The organism is Cellulomonas sp. P4_D11, from assembly GCF_056401915.1.
In genome coordinates this window covers 93,484-109,009 of the sequence record NZ_JBFUIK010000010.1, presented here as the reverse complement: position 1 = coordinate 109,009, position 15,526 = coordinate 93,484, and the positions used below count along the sequence as shown (strand labels likewise).

Here is a 15,526-nt window from a genome sequence, read left to right as displayed (position 1 = left end):
GCCGTCAGAGCAGGCGGACCTCGAGGAACGCGAGCTTGTTGTTCGCCGCTCCCGCGCCGTTGGAGATCGTGAGCCGCCCGTCGCTCACGGTGACGGTGGCGGTGGCGTCGATCCAGGGTTGCGCCGAGGTCGTGGTGCCGCTCGCCACGAGCACGCCCTCGGCGGCGAGCCGGATGGTGGACCCGAACGACGTCGGGTCACCGCCGACCAGCCGGACGCTGTACGTGCCGTTGGGCACGGCCAGCTCCCAGCGGGCGTTGGTGTTCGGCGCGAGCTGCAGGAAGGCCAGCGTGTCGTACCGCTGGTCGGGGGAGGTCGCCGAGTCCCGGTCGCGGGTGGCCGACGAGTTGTCGGCGTTCCACCCGTAGCTGAGGCCTGTCGACCGCTTGCCGTAGACGGCGCCGGTGTCGGCCGCGTACCCGGGCGGGACCGGCCGGCCGGCCGGCTGCATGTTGACGGCGTAGTACGGGCGCATCCGGTCGGTCGGCACCAGCTCCTGCGCCTGGGACGAGCTGGACCAGCGCAGCTGAGCGACCGCGTTGCCGGTGCCCTCGAAGTACTCGAGCACGACCGGCACGGGTACGCCTGCCGTGAGCGCGATCGTGCCGCTGTCCACCCGGCTCGAGTGCGTCGTCCACTGGTCGATGATCCGGGTCCCGTTCACCCAGAGCCGGACCCCGTCGTCGGACGTCGTCGAGAACGTGTACGTCTGCGAGTACCGCGGGATGATCGCGCCGGTCCAGCGGACCGAGAAGGTGTCGGCACCGATGCCGGAGATCGGCGACGCGGTGCCCCAGCTGAACCCGATGCTCGGGTCCAGCCGGTTCACGGTGGCTCCCGTGAAGTCCTGGTTGTTGAAGTACGCCCCCTGCAGCCCGCGCAGCCCGAGGTTCGCGGTGAGCGTCGTCGCGGCGGCCGGCGTCGTCCACGTACGGGTCGCCGCGGAGGAGCCGTCGGACCAGCGGTTGAAGCCGTAGGCCCGGCCCGCGGCGTCCGTCTGGGCGGGGACGACGAGCTGCAGGGCGAAGCCGGCCCAGGACGTGACCGTCGTCGGCCCCGTCACCGTCTGTCCGTTGACGGACAGCTGCCGACCCGTCGGGACCGTGCCGAGCGTCACGGCGACCTTCTGCGGCTGGAAGTCGCGGGTGACGGTCGTCGAGACACCGGCCGAGTCGGTCGCGGTGAGGCTCACCCGCAGGAAGCTGTTCGCGGCGGCCGCGAGGTCCTCGGGGCCGGGTCCGGTGAAGGCGATGCCGGTGCCGGTGACCGGGCCCAGGAACGGGTGGGTGTGCTGGTCGTGCACCCGCAGGATGGTCCAGCTGAGGCTGGACGCGGGCAGCGTGCCGTCCTGCGCGTCGGTGGCCGACCCGGTGAGCTGGTAGCTCCCGCCGACGACGAACGTCGCGCCCGCCGCCGGTGAGGTGATCGTCGGTGTCGGCGCCGTGTTGCCCGAGCTGATGGTGAGCGTGACGGGCGCGGACAGGGCCCCGCTCGGGTCCCGCACCTGCAGGCCGGCCGTCCACGTGCCTGCCGCGTAGGTGTGCGAGATCGTCGGGGTGCTCGTCGTGGCGCCCGCCGACCCGTCGCCGAAGGTCCACAGGTAGGTCAGTGCGTCGCCGTCCGGGTCGCTGCTGCCGGCCCCGCTCAGGGTCGTGGTCAGCGGGGCGGCGCCGTTGGACGGCGTGGCGGTGAGGGCGGCGACCGGCGTGCGGTTCGCGGTCCCGGTGTAGCTGATCCGGTGGATCTCGCCGCCGTTGAGGAACGTCGTGTAGTACAGCGCCTGGGTGCTGCCGTACGGCCCGAACTCCAGGTGGACCGCCCCTCCGAGGCCCGTCGCGAGATCGGTGCTCGTGCCGCCGGCGAGCATCATGATCTTGCCGCAGACGTAGTCGCCGAACACGTAGCCGGCGTCGTAGGCGGCCGGCCAGACGCCGTTGGGCACGAACGCGCCGCCCGTGATCGAGCCGCACCCCGCGGACCGGTCGTAGTCGAAGATCGGGTCGGTCGTCCCCGCGGGGGTCGGCGCGCCGCAGTCGGTCGCGACGCCGGTCTGGGCGCAGTGGCCCTCGCGGCCGTTCCAGCCGTAGTCGGCGCCGCTGGTGCCCCGGTCGATCTCCTCCCACACGTTCTGGCCGACGTCGTTGATGTTGAACACCGTGCCGGCCGCGTCCGGGTCGAACGCGAACCGGAACGGGTTGCGCAGCCCCCAGGCGAACGTCTCCTGGCAGATGGAGCCGGCGGCGGCGGGGGCCAGCCGGCAGCTGGCTGACCCGGTGCCCAGGAACGGGTTGCCGGGCGCCGGTGCGCCGGTCGTGCGCACGACCCGCAGGATCTTGCCGTTGAGGACGTTCCGGTCGCGGGTCGCGTTGTTCTCGCCGCCGCAGCCGCTGTTGCCGGCGTAGTCGCAGCCGCCGTCGCCGGTGGACACGTAGAGGTAGCCGTCCTTGCCGACGTGCACGTCGCCGGCGTTGTGGTTGCCGGCCGGCGTGTAGATGCCGTCGAGCAGGATCGTCTCGCTCGCCGGGTCGACCACGTTGTTGTCGCCGAGCACGAACCGCGACACGCGGTTGCGCGGCGCGCCCGCCGGGTTGCCCGTGGTGCTGGTCGGGCACGTCGCGTCCGTGCCCCGCGCCGTGTAGAAGAGATAGATCGCCTTCGTGCTGGGGTCGGGGTCGACGGCGACGCCGAGCAGGCCGCGCTCGGACCCGATGCAGATGCGCGAGTTGATGTCGAGGGCCGACGCCGCCAGCAGCGTGCCCGCGGCCGTCCGGACCCGCAGCCGACCACCCTTGTCCGTGATCAGCATCCGGCCGTCCGCCGTGAAAGCGAGGGCCGTGGGGGAGATGACGGTGGCGACGAGCGTGTCGCTGAAGCCGGCGATCACCGCGGCCGAGGCGGGCGGTGGCGCGGTGATCGTCAACCCCGAGAGCAGGAGCGCGAACAGGACGACAAGCACAGGTCGTCGCATGCTGATCACCTTCGACCGTCCCGCGACCGCAGCACTGCGGCGCTCTGTCGAGGATGCTCCGGGCGACCTCGGCAGCGCAATGGGTGCGACGCGCGCCGCCGGCCGTCGTGCGCGTCCGGTGCCCGGAGATGCACGGCCGTGCGGCGGTCGCCGTCCACGAGGCTGTATGTCGACCAACGGTGCGGAATTCGGCACAAAGCGGTACCGACTGGGCTATATGACTCGCGCTACGGTGCTCATGACCGGTCCATCGATCCACGTGCCGTTGGGGGAACCGTGAGCGACGCAGCCAGCAACCTGCGCGAGAAGGCGAAGGCCTTCCGCCTGGCACTGAACGCCTGGATCATCTCCACGGCTCGGACGGGTGGGACCGAGACGGATCCGACGCTGGACCCGGTCGTGTACGCCAGGCTGCTCGGATATGTCGAGGAATTCGACGACGTCGCCAGCCGACTCGCGCGAGAGTCGCAACCGTGGACCTCGTGACCAGGATCGTCAACGCGGTCGAGTCGGTGTTCGGCACGAACGACGCGGACGAGGACGCGGAAGAGGACGCCCCTTCGCCGAACGCAGCCCTTCGAACGTTGGCCGAGGCAGAGAGCACCGAGACTCGGGCTCAGATGGAGAAGATCCGCGAGAACCTCCGCTCCTACGGCAGTGCCGTCGGTGCCCTCGCGACTGCCGTCCTCGCCGGTGTCGGCTGGGTGGCATTCGCCAACCTCGCACCTTTGCCCTACGGCTTCGAGTGGATGTGGTGGGTCGTCGGCGTCCTCGGCGTCGTCGCGATCCTCGCGGCGCTGGATCTGACTCGATTGTTCTTCTCGGCGCAACGCCGGATCGTCTTCGCCCCCTCGACCGTGAAGCCTGCAGGCAACGACTCCGACAACGACCTCTCGACGTCCGAGCGCGCGCTCGTGCGGGGAATCCTCGATCAGCATGCCGGCGAGGAGCTGGCGGAAAGCATCGCGGCTCTCGAATATCGGGCGCTCCGACTCGGACGGATCGCTCGCTCGTCAGCCGAACGTGCCGGCAACGGCGCCGCCGCAGACCCGGGCATGCTCGCCCGCTCGTCGCGAGCGTCCGCCGAGGCGGAACGGCTGGACATGGTCGTCGGGCGCGCGAGCCTGCGGGCGGCGCTGGAGCTGCTCGAGGAGCGCTCTCGGAACGTCTTCAAGGGAGGCCCGACCTGGTGGCGGGGCGCTCTGGTCGGGGTGTGCGTCGTCGGGCTCCTCGGGCTCGGTGAGTGGTCCGAGGGGCAGCGCGCCCTTGTCGACCTGCGCTCGAAGTGCGCGACTGCGCAGACTGCCGGTGCCGCGGACGCCTGCGAGACGGTGTCGGCTCCGCCCGCCGCCGACGAGGGCGACGACGACGCCGAGCCGGCCGACACCTCGGTCATGACTCGCCTGGGTGCATGCGAAGACGCCTTGGCGCAGATCCCGGCGACGACGCCACCGATGTCTCGCACGACCCGAGATGCGGCGGTTGCGCAGTGCGCGGGCCTGCCCGTCCCCGGATCGACGAGCTGAGCGACGTCGCGCGGCAGCTCACGTGGTCTCGGATGCCTGGGTGGGATGCTGAGGTATGGAGAGAATCGCGGTCCGCCGGCGGGTGTCGCGGATCAGCCTCGAGGACGGGGCTCGCCGGGTCGAGGACGTGCTGGCAGCGGAGGAACCGCTGGAGATCAGGGTGGGCGGCCGTTCCCTGGTCGTCACGATGCGCACGCCCGGTCACGACGTCGACCTCGCCGCGGGGTTCCTCGTGTCGGAGGGCGTCGTGGCGGCGGCCGAGGACTTCGCGGCCGCGCGCTACTGCGCCGGCGCGACGCAGGACGGCGTCAACACGTACAACGTGCTCGACGTGACGCTGGGCCGCGGTGTGCCGGCCCCGGACCCGAGCCTGGAGCGCAGCTTCTACACGACGTCGTCGTGCGGGCTCTGCGGCAAGGCGAGCATCGACGCCGTGCGGACCCACTCGCACTGGACGGTCGCCGACGACGACCTCCTCCTCCCGGCGCAGCTGCTGGCGACGTTCCCCGACCGGCTGCGCGAGCGCCAGGAGGTGTTCGCGCGGACGGGCGGGTTGCACGCCGCCGGGCTCTTCGACGCCGGAACCGGAGAGCTGCTCGTGCTGCGCGAGGACGTCGGTCGGCACAACGCGGTGGACAAGGTGGTCGGCTGGGCGCTCACGAACGGCCGGCTGCCGCTGCGGGGCACCGTGCTCATGGTGTCGGGGCGGGCGTCCTTCGAGCTGACGCAGAAGGCGCTCATGGCCGGCATCCCCGTCCTCGCCGCCGTCTCCGCGCCGTCGTCGCTCGCCGTCGACCTCGCCGCCGAGGCGGGGATCACGTTGGTCGGCTTCCTGCGCGGGTCGTCGATGGTCGTGTACTCGCGGCCCGAACGCGTCACCGCCGTTCCCGCCGTCGCGAAGGTCTCCGTCTAGTGCCGCGCAAGCCCCCGGTCGAGGATCCGTCCTACGACCGGATGACCGTCCAGCCGCCCGACGCGTGGGCGGTCGGGCTCCCGGCCGTCGTCAACGCGATGACCTACGCCCTCGAGGATCTGGGCCCGTCCCGCTCGCTCCGGCTGCTCGGCGCGATGAACCAGAAGGACGGGTTCGACTGCATGAGCTGCGCATGGCCGGACCCGGAGCACCGGACGAAGGCCGAGTTCTGCGAGAACGGCGTGCGCGCGGTCTCCTGGGAGGCGACCCCGGTCACGGTGCCGACGAGCTTCTGGGCGGAGCACTCGATCACGGACCTGCTGGAGAAGTCGGAGTACTGGCTCGGCATGCAGGGCAGGCTCGTCGAACCCGTCCACAAGGCCGCGGGCAGCGACCACTACGTCCCCGTGAGCTGGGAGGACGCCTTCCGGCTCGTGGCCGACCGGCTCACCGCGCTCGACTCGCCGGACCAGGCCGCCTTCTACACCAGCGGCCGCACGGCCAACGAGACGGCGTTCCTCTACCAGCTCTTCGTGCGGGCGTTCGGCACCAACAACCTGCCGGACTGCTCGAACATGTGCCACGAGTCGACCGGCACGGCGATGAACGCGACGCTCGGCATCGGCAAGTCCACGGTCGCCTACGACGACTTCGCGAAGGCCGACCTGATCGTCGTCATGGGGCAGAACCCCGGCACCAACCACCCCCGCATGCTGACCGCCCTCGAGGGGGCGAAGCGCAACGGCGCCGCCATCGTCGCCGTCAACCCGCTGCCGGAGGCGGCCCTGCGCCGGTACAAGAACCCGCAGACGGTGCGCGGCCTCGTCGGCCGGGGCACGGACATGGCCGACCAGTTCCTGCAGATCCGCAGCGGCGGGGACATGGCCCTGCTGCAGTGGGTCTCCAGGCGCGTGCTCGAGGCCGAGGCCAGGCGGCCGGGAACGGTCCTGGACCACGACTTCCTGGCGGAGCACACGCTCGGCCTCGACGACTTCCGCCGACACCTCGAGGCGCTCGACGAGCAGGAGGTCCTCGCGGCGACCGGCCTCACCGTCGCCGAGATGGACGAGCTGGCCGACCGGTACCTCGCCGCCGACCGCGTGATCATCACCTGGGCGATGGGCCTCACGCAGCACCGCAAGGGCGTCGACACGATCAAGGAGATCGTCAACCTGCTGCTCCTGCGGGGCAACATCGGGAAGCCCGGCGCGGGCGCCTCCCCGATCCGGGGGCACAGCAACGTGCAGGGCGACCGCACGATGGGCATCTGGGAGAAGATGCCGGACAGCTTCCTCGACGCCCTCGGCGCCGAGTTCTCGTTCGACCCCCCGCGTCGGCACGGTCTGGACTCCGTGCAGTCGATCGAGGCGATGCGGCGCGGCGAGATCAAGGTGTGGTTCGCCCTCGGCGGCAACCTCGTCGCGGCGATCTCGGACACGGCCGCGGCGGAGGCCGCCATGCGTGGGACCGACCTGACGGTCCAGGTGTCGACCAAGCTCAACCGGTCGCACGTCGTCACGGGCGCGGAGGCGCTCATCCTGCCGACGCTCGGTCGCACGGACGTGGACCTGCAGGAGACCGGGCCTCAGTTCGTGTCGGTCGAGGACACCGTCTGCGCGGTGCACGCGACGCACGGCGGACTCCCACCGGTCTCGTCGTCCCTGCTGTCCGAGATCTCGATCGTGACCCGGCTGGCGCGCGCGGTGCTCGGCGACGACGGCCCGATCGACTGGGCCGGCTTCGAGCGCGACTACAACGTGATCCGGGAGTCGATCTCCCGCGTCGTGCCGGGCTTCGAGAGCTTCAACCAGCAGGTGCGCCGCAAGGGCGGGTTCGTCCTGCCCAACGGGCCGCGGGACTCGCGCACGTTCCCGACGCCGACGGGCAGGGCGATGATCACGGTCAACGAGCTGGTCCCGGTCGAGTGCCCCCCGGGCCGGCTCATCCTGCAGACCATCCGCTCGCACGACCAGTTCAACACGACGATGTACAGCCTCAGCGACCGGTACCGCGGCATCAAGAACGGCCGCGACGTCGTCTTCGTCAACCCGGACGACGTGGTCGAGCTCGGGCTGGCCGACGGCGACCGCGTCGACATCGTCAGCGAGTGGAAGGACGAGCCCGACCGGGTGCTGCGCGGCTACCGCGTCGTGGCGTACCCGACCTCCCGGGGCTGCGCCGCGGCGTACTTCCCCGAGGCGAACGTGCTGATCCCGTTGAGCAGCACGGCGCTCGGCAGCAACACGCCGGTGTCGAAGGCGATCGTGGTGCGCCTGGAGAAGCTCTCACCCGGGTGACCGGCCGCCACGGGTGGTGCCTGACGGCGTCCGGCCCGCAACCATGAGTCATGGTCCACTGCACGTTCGTCATCGCGGGAGCGCTCGACCCGGTCCGCTTCGGCGACGCGTTCGAGGGGCTGACCGTGACCCCGGCCGGTGGCACCACCGAGCTCCGTGGCGAGCTCATCGACCACGCCCAGGTGCAGGGCGTGCTGCGCCAGCTGTACGACCTCGGGATCGAGGTCCTCTCCTTCACGTCGACGCCGCCGGACGCCAATCACCCGGGTGAGTCGGCCTCGGGGTGAGCACGCGGGGCGGCCACGCGCCGACCATGGGGGAAACCGGACATACCGCTCGCCGGCGCACGGCGGGCGCTCACCGGGTCGAGCGAAGGAGCACATCATGCCGCGGATGTTGAGGCGCGCCGCCGTCCTGGGCGCCACCGCCCACGTCGCCTCGCAGCGTGGGGCCGCGAAGGCCAACGCGCAGCAGCAGGCGGCGCAGGAGGCCGCCCCGCAGGAGGCGCCCGCACCGGCGCCGGAAGCCGCTCCCGCCGAGGCCCCGGTCGACCTCTACGGCGACCTGGCGAAGCTCAAGGAGCTGCTCGACGCCGGCGTCCTGACCCAGGCCGAGTTCGACGCGCAGAAGCAGAAGCTCCTCTCGGCCTGACCCCCCGCAGCCCTTCGACGTCCCACCCAGGAGATCAGCATGTCCATCGGACCCGTCCAGCTGCTCGTGGTCGCCTTCGACCAGCCGAACTTCACCGGCGAGATCCTCGAGGAGCTCGCCTACCTGCGCGACAACGACCAGATCCGCCTCATCGACGCCCTCGTGGTCCAGAAGTCCGGGAGCGGATCCATCGAGGCGCTGCGCTGGAGCGACCTCTCCATCGACGAGGCGGAGGACTTCGGCGCCACCGTGGGCGCACTCCTCGGGCTGGGGCTCGCGGGGGACGAGGGGGCCGAGGCCGGCGCGATCGCGGGCTTCGAGGCCGGGTCGGACGGTCACGTCATCGACGACGCGCAGGTCTGGGACGTCGCCGACGCCATCCCCGACGACAGCGCCGCCGCGATCGCGCTCATCGAGCACGTGTGGGCCAAGCCGCTGCGCGGTGCGATCGCCCGTGCCGGGGGCGTCGTCGTGAGCGGCGAGTTCGTGCACCCGCTCGACCTGATCGACGTCGGCCTGCTGACCGCCGCCGAGCTCGAGCTCGAGACCTCCTAGACCGACGACAGGACGTCCCGAGGGTCCTGCCACGGGCCGTCGGGGGGTACCCGGTGTCTGGTTCCGGGTCCACCAGGATGCCGTCCAGGTGTGGCCGTTGCTGCCTGCTCGGGCTCGCGATGATCGGCCTGAAGCTCGGCCTCCAGCACTGAGAGCAGTGCTGGAGACCGGGTCAGGTCAGACCTGAGGGTTGGCGCGTGGCTCCTGGGCGGCGACCGGTTCCTCGACGGTGACGTCGGGGTCGATGCGGTCCGCGGTGGTCAGGCGCTCGTCCAGCTCGGTGCGGGCGCCGCTGGCCTCCGCGCCGCGTGCGCGCGCCTCGTTCTGCAGCGCTGCGGCGTCGGCGGCCCGCGCGTCTGCCTCCGCCTGGGCGAGGCGCGCCTGTGCGTCCAGCCGTGCGGCCCCGGCCTCCCGCCGCTGGACCTCCACCTGGTCGACGGCCGCCTGCTCACGGATCTTCTGTGCCTTGGCGCGCTCGGCCTCGACCCGGCGCGTCCCCCGACGCCTGCTCAGGACGACGGCCAGGATCACGAGGACGACGACCACGACGGCCACGATGATCCATCCGGTCTGGTCCATGGTGCTACCTCCTTCGGTCAGGCCCCCTGCTCGTAGTGGACCGCCGTCCGGGAACGACCGCAACCGGGACGCTCGCGGCTCCGGTGGGACCGCTCGCGCTCCGGCCCGGGCCGGGGGAGGCTGGTCCCGGCCGGCCGCCGCCCACGACGAGCAGCCTGACAAGGAGTGCGCATGGAGTACCGCCCGCTGGGAAGGACCGGTCTGACCGTGTCCGAGATCGGCTACGGCGCCTGGGGCATCGGTGCATCCCAGTGGGTCGGCGCCCGCGAGGACGAGTCGGTCGCCGCGTTGCACCGTGCCATCGAGCTGGGCGTGAACTTCGTGGACACCGCGCGCGGCTACGGCGAGAGCGAGCGCATCGTGGGCCGCGTCCTGCGGGACCACCCGGACGTGCTCGTCGCGACGAAGGTCCCGCCGAAGAACGGCGTCTGGCCCGCACCCGGCGGTCTGCACCCGGACGAGGCGTTCCCCGGCGACCACATCCGGCGGAGCCTCGAGACGAGCCTGGCGGCGTCGGGCCGGGAGGCCTTCGACGTCCTGCAGCTCCACGTCTGGAGCGACGAGTGGGTAGGCAGGGGAGACTGGCTGGAGACGATCGCCGACCTCCGCCAGGAGGGCAAGATCCGGTTCTTCGGCGTCTCGATCAACGACTACCAGCCGGAGAACGCGCTCGCCCTCGTGCGCAGCGGGGCGGTCGACACCGTGCAGGTGATCGACAACGTGTGGCACCAGCAGCCGGCGGAGCAGCTCCTGCCCGCCTGCGCCGAGCACGGTGTGGGCGTCATCGTCCGCGTCGCGCTCGACGAGGGCGGCCTCACCGGTCGGATCACGGCGGGCTCGACGTTCCCCGAGGGCGACTTCCGCACCACGTACTTCGGGGGTGACCGGTCCGCGCAGGTTGAGCAGCACGTCGCCGCGCTCGTCGACGACCTGGGCATCAGCACCGACGAGCTGCCCGACGTCGCGCTGCGCTACGTGCTGGACCACCCCGCCGTGTCCACGGTGATCCCTGGCATGCGCACCGTGCGCAACGTCGAGCGCAACGCGGCGACGAGCGACGGCCGCCGCCTGACCGACGGGCAGCGAGAGGTCATCGGCCGTCATCGGTGGGAGCGGAACTTCTACCGAGCGCCCGACGCGCCGCACTGACGCCTGGCGAGGCGGCTACGCCGTGCGGACCGGGTAGCGCAGGTGGGTCACGCCGACGCCGGCGACCACAGTCGGGTCGCCCAGCGTGGTGGGCGTGCCGACGAGGTGGTCGAAGAGCCGGACACCGGAGCCGAGGAGCAGTGCCGCGACGTCGACGCTGATCTCGTCGAGGAGGCCGGCGTTCAGGCACTGCTGGATCGCGTCGGCGCCGTGCACGCCGACCGACTTCCCGCCGGCGGCCGCCTTCGCCTGGCGCACCGCGCTCTCGATGCCGTCCGTCACGAAGTGGACCGTCGAGTCGGGTCGCGGCCACCCGGCGGGGATCTCGTGGGTCACGACGAACGCCGGGCCCCACGCGTGGTTCCCGCCCCAGCCCTGGGCGGCGTCGAACGTGCGGCGACCGGTGAGCATGGCGCCCAGACCGGACGTGAGGCCACGGAGGTGCTCGGCGCTCGGCTCGGACACCCGGAACGTCATGGGGTCCGAGCCTCCCGTGTGGATCTCGACGTCCCCCGAGGTGTACCAGTCGAACACCTCGGCGACGCCGTCATCGGCGTCCGCGACGAAGCCGTCGAGCGACATGGACATGATGGCGACAACGTTCGACATCCCAGTTCTCCTCTGCAGCGGGCGTCCCGATGACCACCCTCCACCTGACCACGAAGCGCGGCACCCCGATCCGACGCGCCCGGCTACACGTACTCGTTGCGGCGCAGCCAGCGCATCGCGGCGGCCCCCCAGATCGGCGGCAGGTAGAACGTGACCAGCCGGAACGTGATCGCCGTCGAGACCGCGATCGCGCTGGGCACGCCGACGGCCTGCAGGCCCACCGTGAGCCCGGCCTCGGCCACCCCCATGCCGCCGGGGACGGGCATGAGCCCCGAGAACAGGCTCACGGCGGTGTTGATGAGGATCAGCTGCGAGAAGTGAGCCGTCTGCCCGAACGCCTGGAGGCACAGGGCGAGGACGGCGGCCTGGAGGAGCTGCGCGCCGAGGTTCCCGCCGAGCATCCCGGCCACCTTCCCCGGCCGGCGCAGGACGCCGAGCGCGGAGTGGGCCGCCCGCGCCTGCGCCGTCACCGCGGCGCGGATCTCCGGGATCCTCGCGGTGAGGCGCCGACGCAGCCGGGGTACCACCAGCGTCACGACGATGCCGAGCACCACGAGCGCCACCAGCAGCGCGATCAGCGAGGGACCGGACGAGCCGTCGCTCGCCGTGCTCGACCCGCTCCGGAGGCTCGAGGTGAAGCCCGGCAGGCCGCTCACGAGGATCACGAGGATGAGCGTGATCTGCACGACGAACCCGCTGACGCTGTCGATCAGACCGAACGACAGGGCCGTGGCCGGGGGGATGCCGAACTTCTGGAAGAACCGGACCTCGAGGGCGAGCCGGGCGGCGCTCGCGGGCACGACGAGCGAGATGAACTGGATCGCGTACTGCAGCATCAGGACCGGGACATACCGCAGGCGCGCCATCGCTGCGCCCAGGGTCGCCCCGGCGAGCGACGCCTGGATCCAGGGGGAGACCACGAGCGCGGCGACGACCCACGGCCAGTCGGCCGAGGCGAGCGCGGCGGCGACGCTCGCCAGGTCGATGCCGGCCAACAGCGTGATCAGCAGGTACGCGATGACGCCGATGACGAGCAGCGTGCCGATCGACCTCGGCGTCACCCGCCGCAGGCGCTCCAGCGGGGGCTCCTCGACGCCCGCGGCCGCGACGGCCGCCGCCCGCAGCTCCTCGAGCGACCAGCTGGCGGCGCGCACGTCGGCGCGGGTGCTGCGCCCGAGCGCGGCCGGCTGGAGGTAGGGCAGGACGTCCGCCAGACCCTCGGCACCGATGGCGGCGACCGCTGCCGCGATCGCGCGATCGGGGCCGACCGCGATGGCCGTCGCGACGAGCAGCTGGGCACGATCCGTGCGCAGGTCGCTGTCGTCCGAGGCGCGCGAGGCGGCGTCGAAGTCCGCGAGGGCGACGACGCCGTCGACCCGGACGACGACCCGACTGCCGTCGATCCGCCCGTGCGCGATGCCCGCCCTGTTCAGGGCGACGACGACGCCCCACATCTCACCGAGGAGGTCGTCGCTCAGCGCGTCGGACCCGAGCTCGCCCAGCGAGGTGCGGGGCGCGCTGGTCACCAGCAGGGCGTCCCCCTGCTCGGCGATGCCGACCGCGACGACCGTGAGCGTCGGCACGCCCGCCTGGGCGGCGAGCAGCGTGAAGAGGGCCTCGTGCTCGACCCGGGACCGCCGCGTGCCCCACACGTGCGCCTGCTCGCCGCGGCGGGTCAGGGCGGTCCACAGCGACCCGACGACCTGGCTGTCCCACGCGTCGCGGCCGTAGACGGTGACCAGGATCGACGAGCCGTCCGGCGTGCGGGCGACGAGCAGGTTGTCCGCGCCCGCACGGGCCGCGGTCGGCGTCACCGTCGTCGTCGGCACGCCGAGATCCTGGAGCGCCACCTGCACCTGCGCGTCGGTGAGCCGCCCCGGCGGTGACCCCAGCACGAGGTGGGCGACCGCGGCCGCGGCGATCCCGACCGCGATCGCCGCGGTGGCCCCGATGAGGTTCGTGGCGTGGAGGCCGATCGCCGCGAACGCACCCAGGGCGATGACGAAGCGGCTCGCGTACCGCCACGGTCGCGCGAGGTGCGGCGAGGCCGTGACGACGATGGCCGTGATGACCGCGACCCGGGTGGCGACGTACACCTCCGGGGGACCGGACGTCACCAGCGCGCCGACGAGGGTGGCCGGGTCGGTCCCGGCGAGGGCGCCGACACCCACCGCCGCACCGAAGGCCAGGGCGGACGCCGTGACCTGGTCGACGAGCAGCCGGCGCCGGCCGCGGCTGACCGCGGCGAGCAGGACGACCGCGAGGGCCCACAACGTCAGGACGGCGTAGATGACGGTCCAGAGCCAGCCGAGCGCGGGCTCGAGCCAGGCGAGGAGCGTGTCCAGAGCGTCGTCGGCGCCGGTCGGCCCGGGTGCGGCCAGCGCCAGCAGCCCCAGGACGACGATCGAGCCGACGAGCAGCAGGACGTCCGTCGGTCGCCGCAGCCGCGGGGCGTCGGCGGCCGAGGACCAGACGCGGACGAACCCGCCCGCGGCGGAGCCGGACCGGACCGGCCTCACGGCCATCGAGCCTCCTGGGCACAACGACGGAGCGACACCACACCGCGCCGCCTGACGGACGGTCGGAACGAGGCTACTGGCGCGGGGGCCTCGGCGAGGCGATACGGGGCACGGATCGCCGGGCGCACGAGAAGGGCCTCGTGAAACGTTTTGCACCGGTTCGGGCCCGCATCACACCGTGCCACAGTGGCCGCGGTCGTCGTGTGAGCGCTAACACGTGGCCCGCACGCCACCCGGCCGCGCCCACGGCGCGTCCCCGACACGAGAGCGAGACATCATGCCCACGACGCCGCAACCGACCTGTCGCCGCGGGGCCGGCTGGAGGGGGACGGCGGTCCTCGCGACCACCTGTCTGCTGCTCAGCGCGTTCGTCGCGCTGGCGAACCCCGCCCAGGCGGCCTCGACGCTCGGGGCGTCGGCGGCCGAGAAGGGCCGATACTTCGGCACCGCGATCGCCGCGGGACGCCTGAACGACTCGACGTACTCGACCATCGCGAACCGCGAGTTCAGCATGATCACCGCCGAGAACGAGATGAAGATGGACGCGACGGAGCCGTCGCAGAACCAGTTCAGCTACACCAACGGGGACCGCATCCTGAGCTGGGCATCGAGCAACGGCAAGCGGGTCCGCGGCCACACCCTGGCGTGGCACGGCCAGCAGCCGGGCTGGATGCAGACCATGTCGGGGACCGCCCTGCGCAACGCGCTGCTCAACCACGTGACGCAGGTGGCCACGCACTACCGGGGCAAGGTCTATGCCTGGGACGTGGTCAACGAGGCGTTCGCCGACGACGGCCGCGGCAGCCGTCGCGACTCGAACCTGCAGCGCACGGGCAACGACTGGATCGAAGCGGCCTTCCGCGCTGCGCGGGCCGCCGACCCGAGTGCCAAGCTCTGCTACAACGACTACAACACGGACGGCATCAACGCGAAGTCCACCGGCGTCTACGCCATGGTCCGCGACTTCAGGTCCCGCGGCGTACCCATCGACTGCGTCGGCTTCCAGGCGCACCTCGGCACCAGCCTTCCCGGGGACTTCCAGGCCAACCTGCAGCGGTTCGCCGACCTGGGTGTGGATGTCCAGCTGACCGAGCTCGACATCCAGCAGGGCGGGAACCAGGCGAGCATGTACGCCGCCGTGACCAACGCCTGCCTCGCGGTGGCCCGCTGCACCGGCATCACCGTCTGGGGTGTGCGGGACAGCGACTCATGGCGCACCGGGGCCAACCCGCTGCTCTTCGACTCCTCCGGCAACAAGAAGGCCGCGTACACCTCCGTCCTGACCGCGCTGAACGCGGGCGGCAGCAACGGCGGCGGCTCGACCCCGATCGACACCGGCGCCTGGTACGTGCTGGTCAACCGGAACAGCGGCAAGGCTCTGGACGTCTACAACCTGGCCACCAACGACGGCGCCCGGATCACCCAGTGGTCCCGCAACGACGGTGCGCAGCAGCAGTGGCAGCTCACCAGCTCCGGCGACGGGTACTACGAGGTCAGGTCCAGGCTGTCCGGCAAGAACCTGGACGTCTCCGGCTGGTCGACGGCCGACGGCGGCGCGATCGTGCAGTGGGCCGACACCAGCGGGGCCAACCAGCAGTGGCGCGTCACGATCGCCGACGGGTACGCCACGGTGATCAGCCGCCACAGCGGCAAGGCTCTCGAGGTGCAGGGTGCCTCGACGGCTGACGGCGCCACCGTCGTGCAGTACAGCAGCTGGAACGGCGCCAACCAGCAGTGGCAGCTCGTCCGCGTCGGATGAC

Annotated in this window: 13 protein-coding genes; 9 read left to right on the top strand and 4 right to left on the bottom strand. The window is 72.0% G+C overall.

Annotated elements, in window-relative coordinates; genetic code table 11:
• Positions 1 to 4 precede the first annotated feature (4 nt).
• On the bottom strand, positions 5 to 2,968 hold the full coding sequence (locus AC1DT4_RS08705) for a PQQ-dependent sugar dehydrogenase (protein WP_477089380.1): 2,964 nt from the start codon (positions 2,966 to 2,968) through the stop codon (positions 5 to 7).
• Between the two features lie 276 nt (positions 2,969 to 3,244).
• On the opposite strand from AC1DT4_RS08705, the gene AC1DT4_RS08700 reads away from it, so the two are divergent.
• From AC1DT4_RS08700 to AC1DT4_RS08670, 7 genes are all read left to right on the top strand, one after another.
• Complete coding sequence (locus AC1DT4_RS08700; RefSeq protein WP_477089379.1) at positions 3,245 to 3,454, top strand: hypothetical protein; 210 nt, start codon at positions 3,245 to 3,247, stop codon at positions 3,452 to 3,454.
• Positions 3,442 to 4,494, top strand: coding sequence for a hypothetical protein (locus AC1DT4_RS08695; RefSeq protein ID WP_477089378.1), 1,053 nt, complete (start codon positions 3,442 to 3,444; stop codon positions 4,492 to 4,494). The genes AC1DT4_RS08700 and AC1DT4_RS08695 overlap by 13 nt, the downstream gene beginning before the upstream one ends.
• A gap of 55 nt (positions 4,495 to 4,549) precedes the next feature.
• The gene (gene fdhD, locus AC1DT4_RS08690) at positions 4,550 to 5,407 is read left to right on the top strand and encodes a formate dehydrogenase accessory sulfurtransferase FdhD (protein ID WP_477089377.1); all 858 of its coding nucleotides are present in this window, start codon (positions 4,550 to 4,552) and stop codon (positions 5,405 to 5,407) included.
• Between the two features lie 41 nt (positions 5,408 to 5,448).
• On the top strand, positions 5,449 to 7,704 hold the full coding sequence (locus AC1DT4_RS08685; protein WP_477089402.1) for an FdhF/YdeP family oxidoreductase: 2,256 nt from the start codon (positions 5,449 to 5,451) through the stop codon (positions 7,702 to 7,704).
• A gap of 50 nt (positions 7,705 to 7,754) precedes the next feature.
• Complete coding sequence (locus tag AC1DT4_RS08680; RefSeq protein ID WP_477089376.1) at positions 7,755 to 7,991, top strand: hypothetical protein; 237 nt, start codon at positions 7,755 to 7,757, stop codon at positions 7,989 to 7,991.
• Between the two features lie 97 nt (positions 7,992 to 8,088).
• Entirely contained in the window at positions 8,089 to 8,355 is a 267-nt protein-coding gene (locus AC1DT4_RS08675; protein ID WP_477089375.1) for an SHOCT domain-containing protein, read from the top strand.
• Between the two features lie 39 nt (positions 8,356 to 8,394).
• Positions 8,395 to 8,910 (top strand): hypothetical protein, encoded by a 516-nt coding sequence (locus AC1DT4_RS08670; protein WP_477089374.1) that lies wholly within the window; start codon positions 8,395 to 8,397, stop codon positions 8,908 to 8,910.
• Positions 8,911 to 9,087: 177 nt separating this feature from the next.
• Here AC1DT4_RS08670 and AC1DT4_RS08665 read toward each other — a convergent pair whose 3' ends face one another.
• A complete protein-coding gene (locus AC1DT4_RS08665; RefSeq protein WP_477089373.1) occupies positions 9,088 to 9,489 on the bottom strand; it encodes a hypothetical protein in 402 nt (133 codons plus the stop codon).
• 171 nt (positions 9,490 to 9,660) lie between these two features.
• On the opposite strand from AC1DT4_RS08665, the gene AC1DT4_RS08660 reads away from it, so the two are divergent.
• The gene (locus AC1DT4_RS08660; protein ID WP_477089372.1) at positions 9,661 to 10,638 is read left to right on the top strand and encodes an aldo/keto reductase; all 978 of its coding nucleotides are present in this window, start codon (positions 9,661 to 9,663) and stop codon (positions 10,636 to 10,638) included.
• Between the two features lie 15 nt (positions 10,639 to 10,653).
• On the opposite strand, the gene AC1DT4_RS08655 is transcribed toward AC1DT4_RS08660, so the two are convergent.
• Positions 10,654 to 11,247 carry a dihydrofolate reductase family protein gene (locus AC1DT4_RS08655; protein WP_477089371.1) on the bottom strand — a complete coding sequence of 198 codons (594 nt, stop codon included), beginning with the start codon at positions 11,245 to 11,247 and terminating at the stop codon, positions 10,654 to 10,656.
• An 83-nt stretch (positions 11,248 to 11,330) separates the two neighbouring features.
• Complete coding sequence (locus tag AC1DT4_RS08650; protein WP_477089370.1) at positions 11,331 to 13,772, bottom strand: flippase-like domain-containing protein; 2,442 nt, start codon at positions 13,770 to 13,772, stop codon at positions 11,331 to 11,333.
• 271 nt (positions 13,773 to 14,043) lie between these two features.
• On the opposite strand from AC1DT4_RS08650, the gene AC1DT4_RS08645 reads away from it, so the two are divergent.
• The gene (locus AC1DT4_RS08645) at positions 14,044 to 15,525 is read left to right on the top strand and encodes a glycoside hydrolase family 10 protein (protein ID WP_477089369.1); all 1,482 of its coding nucleotides are present in this window, start codon (positions 14,044 to 14,046) and stop codon (positions 15,523 to 15,525) included.
• The last annotated feature ends 1 nt before the right edge of the window (position 15,526 follow it).